The 18,949-nt window shown below is 41.0% G+C and carries 16 protein-coding genes and 1 tRNA gene; 9 read left to right on the top strand and 8 right to left on the bottom strand.

What is annotated here, in order from left to right:
* Positions 1–126 precede the first annotated feature (126 nt).
* From FCR06_RS14140 to FCR06_RS14130, 3 genes are all read left to right on the top strand, one after another.
* Complete coding sequence (locus FCR06_RS14140) at positions 127–444, top strand: RNA recognition motif domain-containing protein (RefSeq protein ID WP_138500659.1); 318 nt, start codon at positions 127–129, stop codon at positions 442–444.
* Between the two features lie 272 nt (positions 445–716).
* On the top strand, positions 717–902 hold the full coding sequence (gene rpsU / locus FCR06_RS14135) for a 30S ribosomal protein S21 (RefSeq protein ID WP_138500657.1): 186 nt from the start codon (positions 717–719) through the stop codon (positions 900–902).
* Positions 903–982: 80 nt separating this feature from the next.
* Positions 983–1,963 carry an aldo/keto reductase gene (locus tag FCR06_RS14130; RefSeq protein ID WP_138500655.1) on the top strand — a complete coding sequence of 327 codons (981 nt, stop codon included), beginning with the start codon at positions 983–985 and terminating at the stop codon, positions 1,961–1,963.
* 825 nt (positions 1,964–2,788) lie between these two features.
* On the opposite strand, the gene FCR06_RS34785 is transcribed toward FCR06_RS14130, so the two are convergent.
* The 3 genes from FCR06_RS34785 to FCR06_RS14120 all read right to left on the bottom strand — a co-directional run bounded on the left by FCR06_RS34785 (position 2,789) and on the right by FCR06_RS14120 (position 4,986).
* Positions 2,789–3,037, bottom strand: coding sequence for a hypothetical protein (locus FCR06_RS34785; RefSeq protein ID WP_411268000.1), 249 nt, complete (start codon positions 3,035–3,037; stop codon positions 2,789–2,791).
* 172 nt (positions 3,038–3,209) lie between these two features.
* Positions 3,210–3,515 (bottom strand): DUF3598 family protein, encoded by a 306-nt coding sequence (locus tag FCR06_RS34255; RefSeq protein ID WP_262984671.1) that lies wholly within the window; start codon positions 3,513–3,515, stop codon positions 3,210–3,212.
* 235 nt (positions 3,516–3,750) lie between these two features.
* Positions 3,751–4,986, bottom strand: coding sequence for a tetratricopeptide repeat protein (locus FCR06_RS14120; protein WP_138500653.1), 1,236 nt, complete (start codon positions 4,984–4,986; stop codon positions 3,751–3,753).
* A 226-nt stretch (positions 4,987–5,212) separates the two neighbouring features.
* Here FCR06_RS14120 and FCR06_RS14115 point away from each other — a divergent pair, with 226 nt between their 5' ends.
* Complete coding sequence (locus FCR06_RS14115; protein ID WP_138500651.1) at positions 5,213–5,803, top strand: chromophore lyase CpcT/CpeT; 591 nt, start codon at positions 5,213–5,215, stop codon at positions 5,801–5,803.
* A gap of 248 nt (positions 5,804–6,051) precedes the next feature.
* A tRNA-Cys gene (locus tag FCR06_RS14110) sits at positions 6,052–6,123 on the top strand.
* A 1,025-nt stretch (positions 6,124–7,148) separates the two neighbouring features.
* Here FCR06_RS14110 and FCR06_RS14105 read toward each other — a convergent pair.
* The 3 genes from FCR06_RS14105 to FCR06_RS14100 all read right to left on the bottom strand — a co-directional run bounded on the left by FCR06_RS14105 (position 7,149) and on the right by FCR06_RS14100 (position 10,253).
* Positions 7,149–8,843, bottom strand: a complete 1,695-nt coding sequence (locus FCR06_RS14105) for a virulence-associated E family protein (RefSeq protein ID WP_138500649.1) — start codon at positions 8,841–8,843, stop codon at positions 7,149–7,151.
* Positions 8,840–9,001, bottom strand: coding sequence for a plasmid mobilization protein (locus FCR06_RS32625; RefSeq protein ID WP_189523421.1), 162 nt, complete (start codon positions 8,999–9,001; stop codon positions 8,840–8,842). Before FCR06_RS32625 ends, FCR06_RS14105 begins: the two co-directional genes overlap by 4 nt.
* Before the next feature lie 613 nt (positions 9,002–9,614).
* Positions 9,615–10,253 (bottom strand): hypothetical protein, encoded by a 639-nt coding sequence (locus FCR06_RS14100; protein ID WP_138500647.1) that lies wholly within the window; start codon positions 10,251–10,253, stop codon positions 9,615–9,617.
* A gap of 100 nt (positions 10,254–10,353) precedes the next feature.
* Between FCR06_RS14100 and FCR06_RS14095 the strand changes: the two genes are divergently transcribed.
* From FCR06_RS14095 to FCR06_RS14085, 3 genes are all read left to right on the top strand, one after another.
* A complete protein-coding gene (locus FCR06_RS14095; protein ID WP_138500645.1) occupies positions 10,354–10,617 on the top strand; it encodes a ribbon-helix-helix protein, CopG family in 264 nt (87 codons plus the stop codon).
* On the top strand, positions 10,610–11,125 hold the full coding sequence (locus tag FCR06_RS14090; RefSeq protein ID WP_138500643.1) for a hypothetical protein: 516 nt from the start codon (positions 10,610–10,612) through the stop codon (positions 11,123–11,125). Before FCR06_RS14095 ends, FCR06_RS14090 begins: the two co-directional genes overlap by 8 nt.
* Positions 11,126–11,314: 189 nt before the next feature.
* Positions 11,315–11,893 carry a hypothetical protein gene (locus FCR06_RS14085; protein WP_138500641.1) on the top strand — a complete coding sequence of 193 codons (579 nt, stop codon included), beginning with the start codon at positions 11,315–11,317 and terminating at the stop codon, positions 11,891–11,893.
* Here FCR06_RS14085 and FCR06_RS14080 read toward each other — a convergent pair.
* Positions 11,890–13,083: a tyrosine-type recombinase/integrase gene (locus FCR06_RS14080; RefSeq protein WP_138500639.1), complete on the bottom strand. Its 1,194-nt coding sequence runs from the start codon at positions 13,081–13,083 to the stop codon at positions 11,890–11,892. The genes FCR06_RS14085 and FCR06_RS14080 overlap by 4 nt on opposite strands.
* Positions 13,084–13,670: 587 nt before the next feature.
* A complete protein-coding gene (locus FCR06_RS14075) occupies positions 13,671–16,760 on the bottom strand; it encodes a WD40 repeat domain-containing protein (RefSeq protein ID WP_138500637.1) in 3,090 nt (1,029 codons plus the stop codon).
* A gap of 248 nt (positions 16,761–17,008) precedes the next feature.
* On the opposite strand from FCR06_RS14075, the gene FCR06_RS14070 reads away from it, so the two are divergent.
* Positions 17,009–18,922, top strand: a complete 1,914-nt coding sequence (locus FCR06_RS14070; protein WP_223280138.1) for an ArsA family ATPase — start codon at positions 17,009–17,011, stop codon at positions 18,920–18,922.
* The last annotated feature ends 27 nt before the right edge of the window (positions 18,923–18,949 follow it).

Raw genomic sequence — 18,949 nt, 5'->3', positions numbered from 1 at the left:
TTTGAATTTGTGTTAAAGTGTCAAAGGAAGATTAGATTCGGCTGTGTAGTTTGTTATTATATATACTTGTATTACAGACCTCTCCGGATATAAATCTCTACACTCCCATGCTTCTGGAGATACTTTATGTCAATTTACGTCGGTAATCTATCTTATGAGGTTAAAGAAGATGACCTCAGGCAAGTCTTTTCAGAATATGGAACTGTAAAAGATGTGCAATTGCCTATCGACCGAGAAACAGGTCGGGTAAGAGGTTTTGGTTTTGTAAAAATGGAAACAGACGCAGAAGAAGCAGCAGCAATTGAAGCCCTTGATAACGCTGAGTGGATGGGTCGAAGCTTAAAAGTTAATAAAGCTAAACCAAAGACAGATGGAGGTTCTTTTGGTGGTGGTAGAAGAGGAAATAATAGTGGTGGTGGTGGTGGATACTCTCGACGCTACTAAAATATCGAACTAAGAATTTAACTCTAAGGTCTTGAGGGCAGACAAGGCGTCTGCTTTTTTTTACAAAGATTAGGGTGTTGGGAATAGGGAAAGAAAAAGATCCTTTAGGGGTGGGTAACAACCGCTCCAAAATAAAAAGTGTATTTCGAGATCCGCAGTGCGTAGAAATACGGCGTCCACAGTCTAAGTCTCACACCCCACACCCTCTGAAGCTCCAGTTAAACAAGCGTTTACTATACACACTAATCAAGCAAACTTAGTAGGAATATAATATGACCCAAATAATCGTAGGCGAAAATGAAGGAATAGAATCAGCCTTACGTAGATTTAAGCGAGAAGTGTCTAAGGCAGGAATTTTTCCAGATATCAGAAAGCATCGCCACTTTGAAACGCCTCTGCAAAAGCGCAAACGCAAAGCGATCGCTAAGCATAAGCAGCGTAGAAGTTTCCACAATTAATTATAAGTCTGTGCGAGTGTTTTAGCTTAGTTCCAATGAATTGCCTGATAATTATTAAGGCAATCTATAGAAAGCAAAACATGCAGACTCTCCAAAAACTCTTCCTGCCAAACATGGGCTGCGGGACTTGGGCCTGGGGCAATCAATTGCTTTGGGGATATGACGAAAGCATGGATGACCAGTTGCAAGCCGTGTTTAACCTATGTGTCAGCAACGGTGTGACTTTATTTGATACAGGTGATTCTTATGGAACTGGGAGATTGAATGGTCGAAGTGAGCTACTCTTAGGACGATTCAACCGAGAATATGTAGGTTCTAATCAAGAAAATATTTGTATTGCTACTAAGCTTGCTGCTTACCCGTGGAGATGGACACGCCAGTCAATGGTAAGGGCTTGTCAGTCATCTGCTCAACGTCTGGGAAGAAATGTTGATTTAGTACAAATGCATTGGTCTACAGCAAATTATGCTCCCTGGCAAGAAGGGCGGTTGTTGGATGGTTTGGCCGATGTCTATGAGCAAGGGTTGGTTAAGGGAGTAGGACTATCCAATTACGGCCCGAAACGGCTCAAGCAAGTACAGAAAAAGTTTGCCCAGCGAGGCGTTCCCATCACTACTCTGCAAGTTCAATATTCTCTGCTGTCTACATATCCTGTTACCCAACTCGAACTCAAAGATGTTTGCGATGAGTTGGGAATCAAACTGATTGCTTACAGTCCTCTGGCTTTGGGGTTACTCACAGGAAAATACTCTGTTGGAGGTTCTTTACCCAAAGGTATCCGAGGTCTGCTGTTTAGACAGATTTTACCAGGAGTGCGATCGCTTTTAGCATGTTTGCAAGAAGTGGCAGAGTCCAGAAACAAAACCATGTCACAGGTAGCAATTAACTGGTGCATCTGTAAAGGAACCATTCCTATCCCTGGAGCAAAGAGTGTGGAACAAGCAAGGGAAAATATTGGTGCGCTGGGTTGGAAATTAGACGCTAGCGAGATGACAGAGTTAGATAGAGTGGCGGCGAATGCAGACAAAAAAATGGTACAAAATATCTTTCAAACTAAATAAAATTCAGACATAAGTAAGATACTTATGTCTGAATCAATCTAATATATATAACTATTTTGAGATGAGTTTTGAGGGACATTTTGCTATATATATTTTGGTAAATAGCTGTTTCATTTACTAGATACTGGATATGAAGGAAGGAAACATAATTAAATATATGCAAACCAATTAAACCTTGTGTAGTTAGAAATTTACCTTGTGCCTCCTACTTTCTACTTAATTCCATATAAACTACTTTTAATTAAATTTTCAAAAAGACTTATACCCAGGAGTTATGTCCTAATATTAAATCTCACTAACTTGATTTTTTGCATTTTATAAGAAAGAATGAATATTGAGTCTAACATCTTGTAGACACTCTTGGTGACAACTTAACCTTATCCAATGTCCACAGTCCGCGCAAGCGGACTTTATTTATGTATAACCGTAGTTAGTTACACTCTTTAAGACATAATGACAAGCATGAATGCTATGAAGAGTAATAGTTCTACCTCCTGCCTCCTACTAAAACGACTGTCTTACCAGCTAACTTTTTTATAATTTACCACTTGTATTTTACTTAGTTGCTGACAAAGAGTTATGGTTTTAGCACAAAATAAAAATACTTATAATTTATACTAAAACTACTATATAGAATTTATATTTTATTTTTTAACAAGACTGAAAACATATCTATCCCTTCTTTTATATTTCCTGTTTTCTATTCTCTATTACCTTTTTGAACGGGATAGTAGTTTTGAGCGATCGCTATTTTCTCATCAACACAATTTACGACAGCTAGAAAATCAAATTGATTGACGCTCTCTACCTAAAATTTAGTTAGGCCTAAGTGAATACTTCGAGGGTTAAACTTGTAAAACCTGATGGATTGTAATGGCGAATAGCACGTTGCAATAAAGTATGGCTACTTAGCCAATCCATTGCCAAAAAAAACGTATCACCATTTTCTACATATTGCGGAAAACTGGCAGAAACCCCGTCATTCAAATGTAGAGTCAGGTTATTCTCTGACAGTTCATGAAGTTGTATCCACGAAGTTGCAGTTTTTGGGTGGACTATCCAATCAGGTGTCATCTTTGTAAGGATTCCTTGCCAGTTATCGTTCTCGTTATTCACTTGAGAAATAGGATAACTTTCAGCAAAGCTGTTTAAATGTTCTATGAGAATAGTAATCCGTTGTAAAGAGCCACTTTCATCATATCTAGCTATGGCACTCGCACGCCTATCTTCATCTCTTAAACACGTATCAAAAAAAAAAGGGAGTACTTGGTTCTACTCTTATAGATCCCCAGGAAAAGCAAGTATCTAAAAATAAGCCTTTCGTGATTGGTTTTAAGTAGGGACTAAAAGTTTTTGACTCTTGAGTGCCATCGGCATAAATATAATGATTCTGATGATAAATTTCACTGCAATCATTTTTGGCACAGAAACTTCTAATACATTGGAAAGATTCTCTAGATTTTTCCTTTAATAAATATCTAGTCCAAGTCCCATACAAGTCTGCTGAATAATATTGACAGAAATTACCCCAATTTTGTAGTTGTGGCTCCATAAAGAGACTTACCTTATCAAACTCAAAATTACTCATATCATATCAGCTTAACTACTTACAATATGTCATTGTGAGTAGAACGTACCACTTCTGTGCGGGATGCTACGCGAATGTAGAAGCAAGCTAAGCGTTTCGTCGAGAAGCAATCACAATATTTTTTGGGGGTCTTAAACCTAATTATTCATCTGCCAATTGGACTCGAGTACCCAACTAAATTATGATGACTGAATTCTTATTAAAAATTTGGTTTCGGCACTTTTTTAATTTGCTCAGTAAAGTATACTTCTTGATGTTTGAGTTGTTGCGCTAGTTGTAACCCTTTTTGAAAAGCTGTTAGTGCTTGAGGATATTCTTTGCGTTGTAAATACAATTGCCCAATTTCGTCATAAGCTTGCATCAGCCCGTAAAAGTTGGCGGCTTGGGTTTGTGTATCTACAAGAATTTGGCTAGCCTCTAAAGCCTCATCTATTTGTCCTTGAGAACGGTACAGCGCAATTATCTTCTGCAAAGCTTCACCAGCACTAACAAACTCCTGCAATTGCCAAGCAGTGGTATAAGCTTCTTGATAATTTTTAAAAGCCTCTACCAGTAAACTAGGATTAGTCTTCCCCAGAGATTCATAATCTGAAGCGATCGCCAGCTTTAATTCTGGTATTTTAATTAGATTATTTTCATTAGTGTAAATTTCTCCAAGTTTGTTAAGTACATTTAATGATTGCTGCGATTGTTGTGTCTGTGCGTAAATCTCTGCCAATTGTTGCAGATATGTTACCTCGTTTACATATTCCCCTTGGGAGGTAGCTAAACTCAACAATTCCTCGTAGACTGGCGCAGCTTGGCGATAATCAAACCAACTCAGATGCAGTTCTCCAATTGTCTTGAGAGTTTCTACTAATGCTGCGGTATCTTTTTGTTGTCGGACTGCTAGCAAAACTTGGTTATAAGCTTCTACAGCTTGTTTAGGCGATCGCACATTTTGGTAAGCTTGACCTAGCGATCGCCATAGTTCTAAATCAATTTCGCTAGATTTTTTCTCTTGTTGGGTCTGCTTTTGAATTGCTTGCAATCGTTGAGTAATATATACTACTTCTTGGCGGTTGTTTTGATTCCAAGCGATCGCACCGACTCGTGATAATGCTTGCACTTCTGCTAGAGAACCCAAAAAGCGCCGCAAGCGGAGTTCTCGGTTCCAAATTTCAAAGGCCGCAACTTCATCCCCTGCTTGCAGTTTCGCCGCAGCTTGTTTGTTTAACTCATCTAATTCTGGTTCTAACCTTTGCCGTTCTTGGGGAGTTAACGGTAACGGCTTTTTATCCTTGGGCGATCGTGGTAAAAGTGGATCGGGTGTGGTAAATTCTAGCGGATTAGGAGGAAATTTATCTGGTGGTTTGGGCTTTTTACTTTCTGCTAGCGCCAAAGAACTGCTAAAAAGTATACTAATAGTAACAATAACAATTAAGCGCTGTAGCATAGTAACTTTACCTTCTTGAATCGGGAATTAACCAAACAGGGCATTGGGCATTGGTATTTATGTTAATCTCACATAACTTACTATTTCCTGCTCTCAACCCTGCCAACTTGTTTGACGCATAAAAGATTAACAATTATCCCCACTTTCTACTTCCCATTCCCCATTACCATCAGCAAGGTCTACAATACTTCAAGATAATTTTAAAACAACTAATTGTTTGTCTGTAATGACTCATTCTACTGATATAGCCACTTTAGCCCGCTGGATGTCTGCTGACTTTAGCAATCAAGAACAAGCTTTTGAAAATCCACCTTTTTATGCCCACATTCGTGTTTGTATCCGTCCTTTACCCTGGGAATTGTTCTCAGGCGTCAGCTTGTTTCTCGAACAAGCTTATCATTTTATGCTCAATCAACCTTACCGAATGCGGGTGATGAACTTGATCGAGTCAGACAACCACATTATCATCGAACACTACACACTCAAGGAAGAACAAAAATTTTACGGCGCATCCCGAGACCCCGAACGTCTAAAAGTTTTATCCCTCGATCAATTAGAAAAAATGTCAGGTTGCAATATGGTTGTAGAGTGGACAGGTGATAGCTTCAAAGGCAAGGTTGAACCTGGTAAAGGGTGTATTGTCGTTCGTGATGGTAAAAATACTTATCTTGATAACGAATTTGAGATTGACGCTAAAGAATTTTTCAGTCTCGACCGGGGAAGGGATTTAGACACCGATGAACGTCTCTGGGGTTCTATAGCCGGGCCATTTCACTTTCTCCGGTGGAGTAATTTTGCTGATGAAGTAAAGGTGTAACAAGCCAGGAGTCAAGAGTGAGGAATTAAAACTTATAACTCATACCTTGGTTGTAGCAGTTGCGATCGCACTGTCATAATTAACAGACAACTACTAACTGAGTCTTTTAAATGCTGTATTGAGCTTATGATGTATAGATTGCGCTGAGCTAGTAGATAATTTATAGCCTAGTCAAAAACTAGAAAATTTATTCACTCAAAAGATGGAAATTTAGATAAAAGATTGGTAACATAGTAATTCGTGGGTCTGGCGACATAGCCAAGTGGTAAGGCAGAGGTCTGCAAAACCTTTATCCCCCGGTTCAAATCCGGGTGTCGCCTTAAGGCTTTTAGCCTTTTTCTGTTCTTCTTCTACCCGATTATTCCTAAAATGATAGTCATTTTGATAGTCAAAGACTTTCCTGATGCAGCAACTAACATCATCAGGTAGACTTAGGATTGCCTGGGTTTGCTTAAGTATTTCAGTAAGTATAAATACTTATCGGGCATTCTTTTAGTTATTTAGGGGAGCCTGGGGCTGTCTATGGTAGCCTGGGATTATCTTAGATAACTGGAATGCAGCAAATAACTTGATGGATATTCTTAAACAGTTAGGGGCGATTGAGGCAGAGCTAGAGGAACTTAAGGAGAGCTTAAGTAAGAATGATCGGGATTATGATTATGTTTCGATAGCTTTGAAAGCCCTTAGGCGCTCTATGATTGCTTACAGCCAAACAAGGCATTCTAATGACCAACTGCCATTTAAGGTCATAGCTAATCCCCTATGCGCTGATCGCCCTAGATATCGCCCTGGTCAGTACAAGCAGCAGAAAAGGTAGCCTTTTAAAAAATCAGAGGTTACCAGAGGCTACTTTTTAGGTTACTTTTTCCTTGAAACTCTTAGCTGATAAGCATTGTACCATGATAATCTAACTGTACCATGAGAAAAACTATCATGGGGCAGCTAGGATGCTTACTACATAAGCATTGTACCATGATGCCCCATCTGTACCATGAGAAAATAGAAAAAAAGATAGGAAACCTTAACCCTACCTAAAGGCTTCTGGCTGTCTGTAGCTGGAAAGAAAAGTTTTAAGAAAATGATGGTACAGATGGGGCATCATGGTACAACCTATGTATGGTAAGGGTTTCAGAAATAAGCATCATGGGGCAGTAAAAAATATGATGGTACAGGCTGTAACCTATGCTGGGTAACTATTTCAGCCATCATAATCCTTAAAGAGGATATATATCATGGGGCAGTAACTAATAGATCATGGTACAACCTATGTATGGTAAGGGTTTCAGAAATAAGCATGAAAAAACCTGGGTCTGACTCCAGGCTTTTACTAAACTACAAAATCACTTTAGAACCAAGCCGCCCCCAACTGCCCGATTAACTCCGCATCAAAGAAAGTCTGGTTAGACTCGGATTCTCTCGCATAAACCCAAGGGCGAGATCCATCAGCTTGAGTAATCTTTTTCCGAATATAGCCAAGATCACCTAAAGCCTTCGCTATCTTTTTACTGCTAGCTCTTTGTTGAGTAACTGGAATGTTTAGGCACTTCTCCATGAATGCAGAAATCGCTAATGAAACTCCACCGGACAACTCTAGCTCTTTCTTCGCCATAGTCTTATTCTTGTCTGCCACATAGCTTTCGAGCTTCCTCACACAATGCAATACTTTTTCATCCCACTCATTACCTTCTTGATAGTTTTTGTTTCTTTCTTCGGATGCCACAGACATATCAGGAGTTAACCACCAAATGGCTCCTCTCTGGGAGTAGTAAAGCGCAGTAGCTAATATTTCCTCCCGGTTCTCCTTTAGATACTCCAGGTTAACATCTCGATCGCCAAGGTCAATAACCCAGAATCTCCGGCTACCTGTAGAATCTCGAAGGAAATCATCTGAGTTGCAAGTACCACCAAATACCACATGGCGCGGATGATCGGTTGGCTTCTTCTCATACAAACCTCGGAAGGTATCTTTGCTAGAACTCATAAATGCTTTGAGAGCCTCGACATCTTTCTTGCGAGTAATACCTTCAATCTCGCCCATCTCTACTATCCAAGCTCGATCCAGTTGTCTTTTAACCTCTAAGTTATCGGTTGATGACTCCATCTCAAGGAAATAATCACCACCGATTAGGCTAAAGAAAGTTGATTTTCCTGCGCCTTGCTTGCCCTTGAGAACTAATGCGCTGTCGGCTTTGCAACCGGGCTGCATCGCTCTAGCTGCACTAGCGATCAACCAAGAGGATAGTAGAACCTGGCTCAACTTATCATCAGTACCGAATAAAATACTGGCTAAGTTGCTCCAATCTTTCATCGGTTCATACTGATTCTTGACCAGATGCCCACCAATCCTACAAATCCTTTCTAAACTTTCGACTCTTTGATCATATCGATCAGTAAAGTAACAATCGCGGGTATCTAATGTTTTAGGATCAGTTCCAGGATGCACCCATATTGCTAACCTTGACCTTTGGCATTCTTCGAGCATTTCCTTAACTGGATTAAAGGAATAACTAGCGATCCAAGCAGAGAACTTTCGGGTAAACTGCTCCATGCTAAGTTTCATCATTATTCCTAAAGCATCTTCCAGTTGATCGATCAAATCTCCTTCGGTAACCACTCGATCATCAAGTAACAAATCGCCAGTCCAAAGGTTCAGTTTAACTCGCCCTTCATAAACTTCTTTGAATACCTCGAACCAAGCCAAACCCTGCTCTTGACCTGCTTTGTTTATTTTGATTCGATAGTCTGCGATCGCTTCTTTTTGGTCTTTGGCATCTTTGTTGTTATAGCTAGCTGAGCCATCTACTTGAGGAACCAAGATATCAGTTTTGCTCTTTCTTGACTGAGTATTACTAGATGGGTTAGAATGGTTATAGTTCATTTCTTTTTCCTTTGAGTTATAGTTCATATCTTCTTCCTTTGAGTCGAATGGGCTGTTATCTAACATTTCTTTCTCCTTTTCCTGTTGATTGTTTAATATCTGAATATTGATCTTTGGCGCTACTAGCTGGTTACTGGTAGCGCTATTTGATTGCTCAGTCATGCCTCTACCACCTTAGGCTCGCTAGTTGGTACAAACAATCCTAAAGCAGCTAGCCTGATATATTCTGATTGGCTGTATCCTGCGATCGCTGCCAGTTCCTTAATCTTCGCCACTTCTAACTCGGTAGCTTTGAAGTTGATGTATTTATCTCTTTTCATACCTATGTCCTCTATTGGGGTTACTCTAATAATCTGTCATTATTAGAAAACCAATGGAATAATCAGGGTTTGAGCCACTTGGGAACTCAGCACCCGACTAATCTTTTATTGAAATATCTGATTTTTCATTAGATTTAGATAAGATAAACTTATTAAAATCCTTCTTAATCTCTCGAAGGACTGTAGAGCGCACATATGATGAAATGGTTTGCCCAGTTGCCTCCGAGACTTCCGAGAATAACTGATGCTCCGCTGGAGTCAGCCATATCTGCAACTTCATTCTTCTGTTAACTCTCTGATTCGCCATGATGATATCCTTTTATTCCTTGTACTCCCATTATAACACCAGGAGAGACTAAACTGGCACAGGTAAAAAAGAAACTGGCACAGGAAGGTCAACCCATTCATAGGAGATTTGGTATTTTAATGCGAGTCATAGGTCATTAAAGTTCTGCCAGAGATACTCTAGGAACATATAATCAAGCAAGTAACAGCATCAGGGTAGAAAAGAAAGCCCTGAGAGCCATGGACAGTCTCAGGGTTAATGTAGTCTACAGATTAAGTTAGGAGTTCAGTATAGAAGTTAATGCCATACTCCTAGATTCAGTCAGGGTTACTGCCCATCCATGAAATATTGAAGGTAGAGGGCATCCTCGGTAGTTAAATCTTCGATATCAGGTAGCACTAGCCGCGATCGATCAGCCTCGACCAATCTGATTAGCTTCGGTACAAAATCGGTCTTCCAGCGAGGAATGAGAACCTCGGCAGCTAAAAAAGTCCCATCCTCCTCAAATACTTGAGTTAAAAGGTAGTTAAACCAAACTTGGGATTCTAGAGGCTCTATCCCTGCCATTTGATCAATAATGGCTAAATATAGTTCATAGGCTCCTGAGTAGGACTGACCCTTCCAGATTAGCCCGCCATTACCGACTCGATGGGTAGTACATTCTACCCCATAAAACTCATGAGTAAGTAATCGCGCCACAATCGCTAAATATTCAGCAATAACCGCATCCTGTCCATATTCTTTCTGATACTGGGTTAAATACTCTTGTACTTGCCCTGGGGTTAGGTTACCTAGCTTGATCTGAACATCAATCAGATTGCCCAAATACCGCATTACAGCCCTTCTGGACTTAGCCACTTTGGCTGCTTCCTCGCGCTTTTTTCTCTTAGCCTCCTCTTCGATACCTTGTAATCGGGCTAACTCTTGAATATGTTGATCTATTTCAGCCTGGAGTTTTTCTAACATTTTTTTTTACCTATGCTATTTAACATATTTAGTCAAGATCTGAATCCTAGAGGTTTTTTGGTTGACTAAATCTATATATAAGCCACACAGGAGGATATAAATGGCAAAGGTTAATCAGAGCAGACAAGTAGGGATCAGAATGGAACAGGGTACTTATGATTGGTTATTGGAGCTTTCGGAGAGATCGGGGGTATCGGTATCAGAGTTAATCAGAGAAATAATCAAACAACAACAAATGGCTGAAGGCACTCGAAAGGTTTATGGAGAATGTCTAGAGTATCTGGCTAGCTTGGAATCCTCTGAGTTTATTACAGGATTAGAGGTATTGATTGATACCTTCCGGGAGGCTCAAGGTAATGTCTAGAGGTAAGAAGGTTTGCCCTATTTGCAACTTAAATGCAGAAGCTAGAGAGGCATTTGATGAAAAGCTAGCGCTGGGGCTACCTGCAACAGCCTTAGCTGATTTCATGATTACATTAGGCTCACCCTGTACTCCTCAGCAAATCTACAGCCATAGGAAGCACAGTAAGCCAACAAAAAACCAAACTATCAGCCTAGTTAATCAGTTTTCGCCATTGATCTCCAATGTCTCAACCGAGGGGTTAAGCAATGATATTAGGCAGGAAAAGTTACTTAATGTAGCCTTGCAAGCTGTTGATGCCTTGGCTGAACAGTTCAATGCTAATAACAATCTCAGGACAGCCCGAATGTTAAAAGAAATGATTGATCTGGCAGATGGCTTAGTTAGAGGTCGAATGAGCCGAGAAACTATTCCAGATCCTATCCTTAATGTTACTGTCGCGATTGGCTCCCTAGAGGATCGACTAGACCAAGAACTACAACAAAGTATCAGGAGGATGGATAAAAGTTAGAGCTTCAGTAAGCCATCTGGCTAATCAGTTCTTTTAGTCGAAATATTTCGATGAAAATAGAAAATCTTTCGATAATCCCTTAGATTCCCTAATGGTAAGGGTTCTAACCATTTTCTCAAATCAAAAGCTCCTGAGTATTTGGCGATACTGAGGAGCCTAACAAATAAAAACTAGCAATAAAATCCATATATGACCATTGTAGCGCATAATGATCGCCTTGGCAAGCAGTCAGCATATTATTTTACAGATTCATTCGAGGATAGGCTCGCCTGCGGTAAGTCCTGGGAAGAAAGTTTAGCTGATTTTCTTCATCATCAAGGCTTAGACAAAGCCTATCAGCTAGATCAGTTCATCCCTTGGAGATCAGTCTATGGGGATTGGAAGAAAGATCCGACTAACTGGAGGAGTCGGGGACAATCAGAGTTAGGGCGATCGCTGTTTGCTCAATACCAAAGGGATATCAGAGTTATCCATAATGGCAGAGGGTATAACCTAGAGGTCAAGTCCAAATCAGCAATCTTTAAAGACAATAACATACTGGTTGGCGGAATAGCAAGTAGATGGGAGAAATATCGATTCAAGGTTGATTTTGTGGTTGCCATTGACCGAGAAACCGGAGAAGCTAGGGTGGCTGCTGCCGACAAAATAGCCAGAGAAACTAGTTGGTTGAGAATCAAGGCTCAAGAGTTGAGTTATGGAGTCCCCAGGCATTTATTTAAGCCCCTAGACTCCTGGATAGATTTCATCAAAGCTCAACCCATTCGCTAAAGTTCTGGCAGCTTCAAAGGTACTGTGTTCCCTGCATAATGGCTCAGAATAATCTCTGGGCTATTACCAACTAGTTTTGATACTGCGGTAATAGTTAATCCTTGCTCAAGCATTAATGTAATAAATGTATGCCTTGTATTATAGGGGCATCTGTAGCGCTCGATTTCTCCTGATTCTAATAGTTTCTGGATTACTCCTTTGTAGGTTTTCTTCCCTGATTTGCAACCCTTCCATACTTGGTTACTAAACTTACTGTTATTGATGATTCCTCCAGTGGGGCTAGTAAAAACTGTCTGATTAGGATCTGGCTGGTCAGGGCGAATAGATAAAAGTAGGGCTTGAACCTGCTGATTACAGGGAAACTTCCGAGTCTTGCCTGTCTTAGTTCCCTTCCTAATATTCAACTGACTATCATAGGACTCAGCAAAGATAATCTGGGAGCAATCATGGCTAATATGTCTCCATTGGAGCGCAATAGCTTCCCCAGTCCTGCAACCAGTCCAGAAAAGGAACTTAACAAAAGGGGCATAATGGGGCTTAGTCTCCTCAAATGCGCTGATAATGATTCTCATTTCTACCAGGCTAAAGGGGTCGATCGCATCTGATTCTTTCTTAAGTAGTTTGATGTCTTCTGCCATACCAGTAAATGGATTATTGGTAATGATACCGGAAGATTTAGCCCAGGAGCAGCAGGCTTTCAGATAGGTTAGGACTCGCTTGGCAGCATTGGGGGTTAAATGGGTCAGCAAATGATCTCGGATAGCGATCGCCTGATTTAGGTCTTTAGTAGGTAGGGCATTGATATGATTATGGTACTTTCGGGCATAGTCGCGCTGGTATGTAGTAGATGCTATCTGAGGTCGCATGTACTCGCAGTATTTCAGCCATAGCGCCATTACATCTGACTCAGGGCATATCGGTTTAACTAGCGATAACTGAGGCTGCCTGTAGGATTCTAGAAGCTCCCTGTAGCGATTTAGAGTTATATCTAAGTTACCAGTTAGGATGTCTTCTTCAATCTTGTTGGCAACTGTGGCGACCCTTCTCCGATTTATCTCATTGGCATCTAATCCGGTGCTAAGGTAAATCTGTTTGCCTGTTTGTTCGATTGTTCTGGGCATTCGGAGTCTTAACTTACCTCGGAAATCCTCGATCCCAACATCGCCCTTTGCTGTTCTTACTGCTTTCATGACTATCATTAAACCTTTACCTTACCTAATGATATTCAATCTGATAGTCAAAGTCAAGGGTTGGGTCAAAGATTATTAGGGTGCAGGGGTTTGGTCAGTTGCGGCAGAGGTCCGCAAAACCTTTATCCCCCGGTTCAAATCCGGGTGTCGCCTTGAGCAAAATCAAGCATTACAGGATTTTCAAGCCGTCTTTTATTGGGCATTTAAGGCTTGTTTTCAAAGCCTTCAGATTTATTTTGGGTAATTTGGGTAAAGAACTGGGGTAAAAATGTAAGGTAGAGGTTTTATGACCCCAGTTAATTATCCTTATTGAATTTCAAAATTTCAAAGTATTGCCCGTCGGGGTTCAATGCAGGTTAAGAACTCTAATAGCAGTTTCCAATAAGTTTTTTCTCATCCTATTGTTACGCTGACGGGAGTTAAAAACGAAGCGTTTCTACCTTTCGACAAGGCACTCTAATACACCTTTAGGAAGACATCAAGCCTCAACTTTAGCGGCAACAATGCAGAGGGATATTGACTATAGAGAGTTTGATGCCAGTTCAGCTAAGTACAAACCAGTAACTTCATTCAGCACCATTAGCTTGTTATTGGTTCTCTGTAGGTATTGATTGCCAAGCAAAACGATGTTTCCAGTGCGATGTGAAATTAAGTTGAACTGCTTGGTTAAAGTCCTCCAAAGCTGCTGAAAAAGCTTTCTGTTTTGGTTTTGCTGCACCTTGCTTGTTCAACTCTTTAGGACATTGTGGATTCCATACATATTTTTGACAAGTATTGTCAGGGTTTTGAAAGACGGGATGATAATGTAACCTATTGCAACAAACTTGTAACCACTCTTGCCACCCACAAGGCCACAAGCGCACTGTTCCATCAAGACTACCACTGGCAATCAGTTTACCATCAGGGCTAAAAGCTGCGGAATTTACCCAATACTCATGCCCGCACCAAGGTTTACCAATGGGATTGCCGTCAATATCCCACAAGCGCACTGTCGAATCATTGCTGGCACTGACAATCCAGTTGCCATCAGGGCTAAAGGCGACACAATTAACTTCTTTTTCATGTCCGCACCAAGGTTTACCAATGGGATTGCCGTCAATATCCCACAAGCGCACTGTCGAATCATTGCTGGCACTGACAATCCAGTTGCCATCAGGGCTAAAGGCGACACAATTAACTTCTTTTTCATGTCCGCACCAAGGTTTACCAATGGGATTGCCGTCAATATCCCACAAGCGCACTGTCGAATCATTGCTAGCACTGACAATCCAGTTGCCATCAGGGCTAAAGGCGACACAATTAACTTCTTTTTCATGTCCGCACCAAGGTTGAGTGATGGGGTTGCCTTGGATGTCCCACAAGCGCACTGTCGAATCATTGCTAGCACTGACAATCCACTTGCCATCAGGGCTAAAGGCGACACAATTAACTTCTTTTTCATGTCCGCGCCAAGGTTGAGTGATGGGGTTGCCTTGGATGTCCCACAAGCGGATTGTCGAATCATTGCTAGCACTGACAATCGACTTGCTATCAGGGCTAAAGGCAACACAATTGACCCAATTCTCATATTTGCGCTGCGATCGCCCGATCACCCGCTCTTGTAGTATTTGATGTAGCTCCCACAAACGCACAGTTTTATCCCCACCACTGACAATCAGCTTGCCATCGGGGCTAAAGGCTAGGGAATTAACCTGTCCTTCATGTCCGCGCCAAGGTTGAGCGATCGGGTTGCCTTGGATGTCCCACAAGCGGATTGTCCGATCGCAGCTACCACTAACAATAAACTTGCCATCAGGGCTAAACGCTACAGAATTTACATGCCCTTCATGCCCGCGCCAAGGTTGAGTGATGGGATTACCTTGGATGTCCCACAACCGCACTGTAGAATCACTACTGCCACTGACAATAAACTTGCCATCAGCGCTAAAGGCGACGCAAATAATTTTTGCCTCGTGTTTGTGCCAGGGTTGAGTAATGATGTTACCTTGTAAATCCCACAAACACACCGTCCCGTCAAAACCAACACTGATAATACAATCGCCATTTGGGCTAAAGGTGACGGAAATAACTCCTTCTTTATGTCCGCGCCAAGGTTGAGTAATGGCGTTACCTTCTAGATCCCACAAACACACCGTTCCATCAAAACCAACACTGACAATGCAATTGCCATTTGAGCTAAAGGCGACGGAAATAATTCCTTCCTGATGCCCCTGCCACGGTTGAGTAGTGAGATTACCTTGTAAATCCCATAAACACAAAATTCCGTCAATACTGCCACTAACAATAAACTTGCCATCAGGACTAAAGGCTAAACAATTCACCTCTTGCTCGTGTCCCCAGAAAAATTCAGCAGTGGGATTGCCAACGATATTCCACAAGCACACAGTAGAATCACTACTGCCACTAGCAATAAACTTGCCATCGGGACTAAAGGCTACACAATTTACCTCTTGGTTGTGTCCACGCAAGTTATTTGCCTCTGTGGGTGTGTTCATTGCTTCTTTTAAACTTCCCAAAACAGGAGCCAGAAGCTGATTTGGGTATTTCTCTAAATTCTCACCCATTGTTTGAATTGCCAGCACCAAACCCTCTAGCGGTTTGACAGGAAGTAAATTCAAAACCCTGGCAGATTGCTCGCGTAGTTTTAATTCAGTCAGTGCAAAGTTTAACTTTTGAATTTCTTGTTCCTTTTCTCTCAAATCGCAATTCTGCCATCCAACATTAGCATTAATATATTGATTAGCTTGTTCGCTTAAATAACCAAACGTTTGCTCTTTTAGTTCTTGATAAGTCTTTGTCTTCAGAACCCGGTTTGCAATATCTTCCTTTTCCCACAATATATTCAAGATGTATGCCAGAAGTGGTAAATAATCATCTTGTTGGTGAAAATCATCAATAATTTGCTCAACTAGCCCTTGTTCAAAGGTAACGCCATTTCTAACAGCAGGTTCAGCGATCGCTAACTTTAATTCGCCATTGCTCATTCTAGTGAGTATACGACTATAGCGATCGTGGATCTTCGCAAGTTGGGCATACTCGCTAAATCTATCCAAAAAATCAGAGCGCATTGCTAAAACAATTTTGACAGAGCTATCCTGCTGCTGCAATAGTTGAAATAGACTAGCAACAAACTTGTCACGTTCTGGCTTTGGAGTTTTCGTAAATAGTTCTTCAAATTGGTCAATAAAAATCAGAATGGACTGATAATCTTGTTTAAAATATGTAGCAATTTTAATTAGGGTATCTTCTCTGATATTTCGAGCAATATTCGCTATTTTTGATTGTTTTCCGTATGTAAAGGCAAGACACTTATAAAGAGATTTAAAAGGATTTTCATCTGGATGAAAAGTTAAATTAATTAAGGAATTTTTATTATCTCCCAAATAAGGAATTAAACCTGCCCGAATCAATGATGATTTGCCACTGGCTAATGCTCCTAAAAGTAAGAGGACATTATCTTTTTTCAAGTGATCGCCCAGATTAGCAATCCACTCTTCTCGACCAAAAAATTTGTCTTTATCTTTAATTTCAAAAGTTTTTAATCCTAAATAGGGAGAGTCTGTTTTGAGTGGATGACAATGAATATCTTCAGACTTACTGTCAGAAAAAAAGTTGTATTCAGAAATACCTTGGACATTACACCCAATATTTATATTGCTTTGAGAACTGTTAACCATCTTATTTCCTTACCTTTGGACACCTCGGGATAAATCTTTACCTTAGTTATAGTTCCTCGGCTAATATTTGTAAGTACCTCAACAAAATTAATTACACATTCTCTTGTGAAGCTTTCCCTGTTGCCACCGTATATAGAAGTTTTGTAAATCCCATCCACGAAAGATTAAGGATTTAAATTCATTCATTCAGCAAAATTACTTAAGCGACTTTTAAAAATATGTAGTAACTTTATCCTTAAACGCCATAAATGGCAAACGGGATGGAACTTTTTGATAACCTACACCTTGCTATGTTTAGCGGCAAAGGTGGAGTCGGAAAAACAACAATCTCCTGCACCTTTGCATGTCGTTGGGCGCAGAAATTTGTCAACGAGCAAATTCTTTTAATCTCAACCGATCCGGCTCACTCTCTTGGAGATGTCTTACAAATTAGCGTTGATGACATTCCTCGTCCCATAGCAGAACTACCCAATCTACAAGTAAGGGCATTGGATGCAAAGCTTCTGTTACAAAAATTTAAAAAACGTTACGGTCAGGTTTTAGAACTACTGGTGGAGCGGGGTAGTTTTGTTGAAGGAGAAGACTTGCTTCCAGTTTGGGATTTAGATTGGCCTGGACTGGATGAGTTGATGGGCTTATTAGAGATCCAACGCCTTTTCAACGAGCAGCAGGTAGATCGAGTAGTAGTAGATATGGCTCCTAGCGGTCATACTCTCAACTTGTTTGGGTTGATGGATTTTTTAGATACTTTCCTCCACTCTTTGGAACTGTTTCAAGAAAAGCATCGGTATATTAGCAAGACCTTTGCTGGAAGTTACACACCCGATCGCGCTGACGAATTTTTGCAAACCCTGAAAGCTGAACTGTCACAAGGTCGTCGTCTGCTTCAAGATTCCACCCATACAGCTTGCTTGTTAGTTGCGATCGCCGAACCAATGAGTTGGTTGGAATCAAAACGATTCCTAGAAGCGTTACAAACCATGCAGGTTCCTTGTGGAGGGTTGTTTGTCAACCAAGTTCTTACCAGTGCGACTGACCCAGATCGTTACCAAGAACAACAACTGCTGATCAGCCAGTATACGGCTCTTGCTAGCGGAAAGCCGATGTTGATTGTGCCACAGCAAAATGAAGAGCCTTTAGGGGTTTCAGCCCTTACGCATCTGATCAACCAAATCCATGTTCCTCAGATGGAACCGCTATCTCCTGTCGATCTACTCCCAGTTCAATGGCCAGAAACAATTCCGCCTAGCTTTGGAGATTTTCTGAGCAAAGGTCGTCGCCTATTACTAATTGGCGGTAAAGGTGGAGTAGGCAAGACCACAGTAGCAGCTGCCATTGGTTGGGCTATGGCTCAACAACATCCTGAGCGTAAAATTCGCATGGTTTCTATCGATCCAGCCCATTCCTTAGGTGATGCCTTTGGTCTGAACTTAGGACACGAACCATATCAAATAACTGCCAATCTTGGTGGTCAGGAAGTAGATAGCGATCGCATTCTCGATCAATTCAGAGCCGATTACCTGTGGGAACTGGCCGAAATGATGAGTGGCGAAACCCAAACAAGCGAAGCTATTGAAATGGCCTATGCTCCTGTTGCTTGGCGCAAAATTGTCGAGCAAGCTTTACCAGGGATTGATGAAATGCTTTCCCTATTAACAGTAATGGAATTACTAGAGCAACAAGAAGAAGACTTGATTATTTTAGACACTGCTCCTACAGGTCATCTTCTACGTTTTCTAGAAATGCCAACTGCACTAGCAGACTGGCTAGCTTGGATTTTCAAACTCTGGATCAAGTATCAAAATGTCCTTGGTCGTACAGAGTTTATGGGGCGTTTACGAATTTTGCGACAGCGCGTCGTCAAAGCCCAAAAAGTGCTAAAAGACCCACAACAAGCAGAGTTCATCGGGGTTACACTTAACCAGACTAGCGTACTTGCCGAACAACAACGCCTGTTCAAATCTCTGCAAGAAATAGGTGTGAGCCAGAATTATTTTGTTCTCAACCGCTTTACTTCTACAGCAACCATTAATTGCGATCGTGCGAGCCAGAATGACCACCAGATAAGTTTTCCAGGTTTGACAATGATTCGCTTACCTCTGCTTCCTCGCTCAGTTCAGCCTTTAGAACGCATCCAAGCAGCAGCCGCCTGTTTATTCTAAATGCTAATTATATTAAATACTTTCATA

Origin of the sequence: Nostoc sp. PA-18-2419, from assembly GCF_005869855.1 — a bacterium.
Lineage (GTDB): Bacteria > Cyanobacteriota > Cyanobacteriia > Cyanobacteriales > Nostocaceae > Nostoc.
Note: the sequence above shows the minus strand (reverse complement) of the source record. Positions and strands in the feature narration are given on the sequence as shown.

What these genes read in the sequence shown, in the direction of transcription:
- FCR06_RS14085 (WP_138500641.1), top strand. Translation starts at nt 11,315, where the DNA reads ATGACCATTGTAGCGCATAATGATCGCCTTGGCAAGCAGTCAGCATAT.
- FCR06_RS14090 (WP_138500643.1), top strand. Translation starts at nt 10,610, where the DNA reads ATGTCTAGAGGTAAGAAGGTTTGCCCTATTTGCAACTTAAATGCAGAA.
- FCR06_RS14140 (WP_138500659.1), top strand. Translation starts at nt 127, where the DNA reads ATGTCAATTTACGTCGGTAATCTATCTTATGAGGTTAAAGAAGATGAC.
- FCR06_RS14080 (WP_138500639.1), bottom strand. Translation starts at nt 13,083, where the DNA reads ATGAAAGCAGTAAGAACAGCAAAGGGCGATGTTGGGATCGAGGATTTC.
- FCR06_RS14130 (WP_138500655.1), top strand. Translation starts at nt 983, where the DNA reads ATGCAGACTCTCCAAAAACTCTTCCTGCCAAACATGGGCTGCGGGACT.
- FCR06_RS14105 (WP_138500649.1), bottom strand. Translation starts at nt 8,843, where the DNA reads ATGACTGAGCAATCAAATAGCGCTACCAGTAACCAGCTAGTAGCGCCA.
- rpsU (WP_138500657.1), top strand. Translation starts at nt 717, where the DNA reads ATGACCCAAATAATCGTAGGCGAAAATGAAGGAATAGAATCAGCCTTA.
- FCR06_RS14070 (WP_223280138.1), top strand. Translation starts at nt 17,009, where the DNA reads ATGGCAAACGGGATGGAACTTTTTGATAACCTACACCTTGCTATGTTT.
- FCR06_RS34255 (WP_262984671.1), bottom strand. Translation starts at nt 3,515, where the DNA reads ATGGAGCCACAACTACAAAATTGGGGTAATTTCTGTCAATATTATTCA.
- FCR06_RS14075 (WP_138500637.1), bottom strand. Translation starts at nt 16,760, where the DNA reads ATGGTTAACAGTTCTCAAAGCAATATAAATATTGGGTGTAATGTCCAA.
- FCR06_RS14100 (WP_138500647.1), bottom strand. Translation starts at nt 10,253, where the DNA reads ATGTTAGAAAAACTCCAGGCTGAAATAGATCAACATATTCAAGAGTTA.
- FCR06_RS32625 (WP_189523421.1), bottom strand. Translation starts at nt 9,001, where the DNA reads ATGAAAAGAGATAAATACATCAACTTCAAAGCTACCGAGTTAGAAGTG.
- FCR06_RS34785 (WP_411268000.1), bottom strand. Translation starts at nt 3,037, where the DNA reads ATGACACCTGATTGGATAGTCCACCCAAAAACTGCAACTTCGTGGATA.
- FCR06_RS14120 (WP_138500653.1), bottom strand. Translation starts at nt 4,986, where the DNA reads ATGCTACAGCGCTTAATTGTTATTGTTACTATTAGTATACTTTTTAGC.
- FCR06_RS14095 (WP_138500645.1), top strand. Translation starts at nt 10,354, where the DNA reads ATGGCAAAGGTTAATCAGAGCAGACAAGTAGGGATCAGAATGGAACAG.
- FCR06_RS14115 (WP_138500651.1), top strand. Translation starts at nt 5,213, where the DNA reads ATGACTCATTCTACTGATATAGCCACTTTAGCCCGCTGGATGTCTGCT.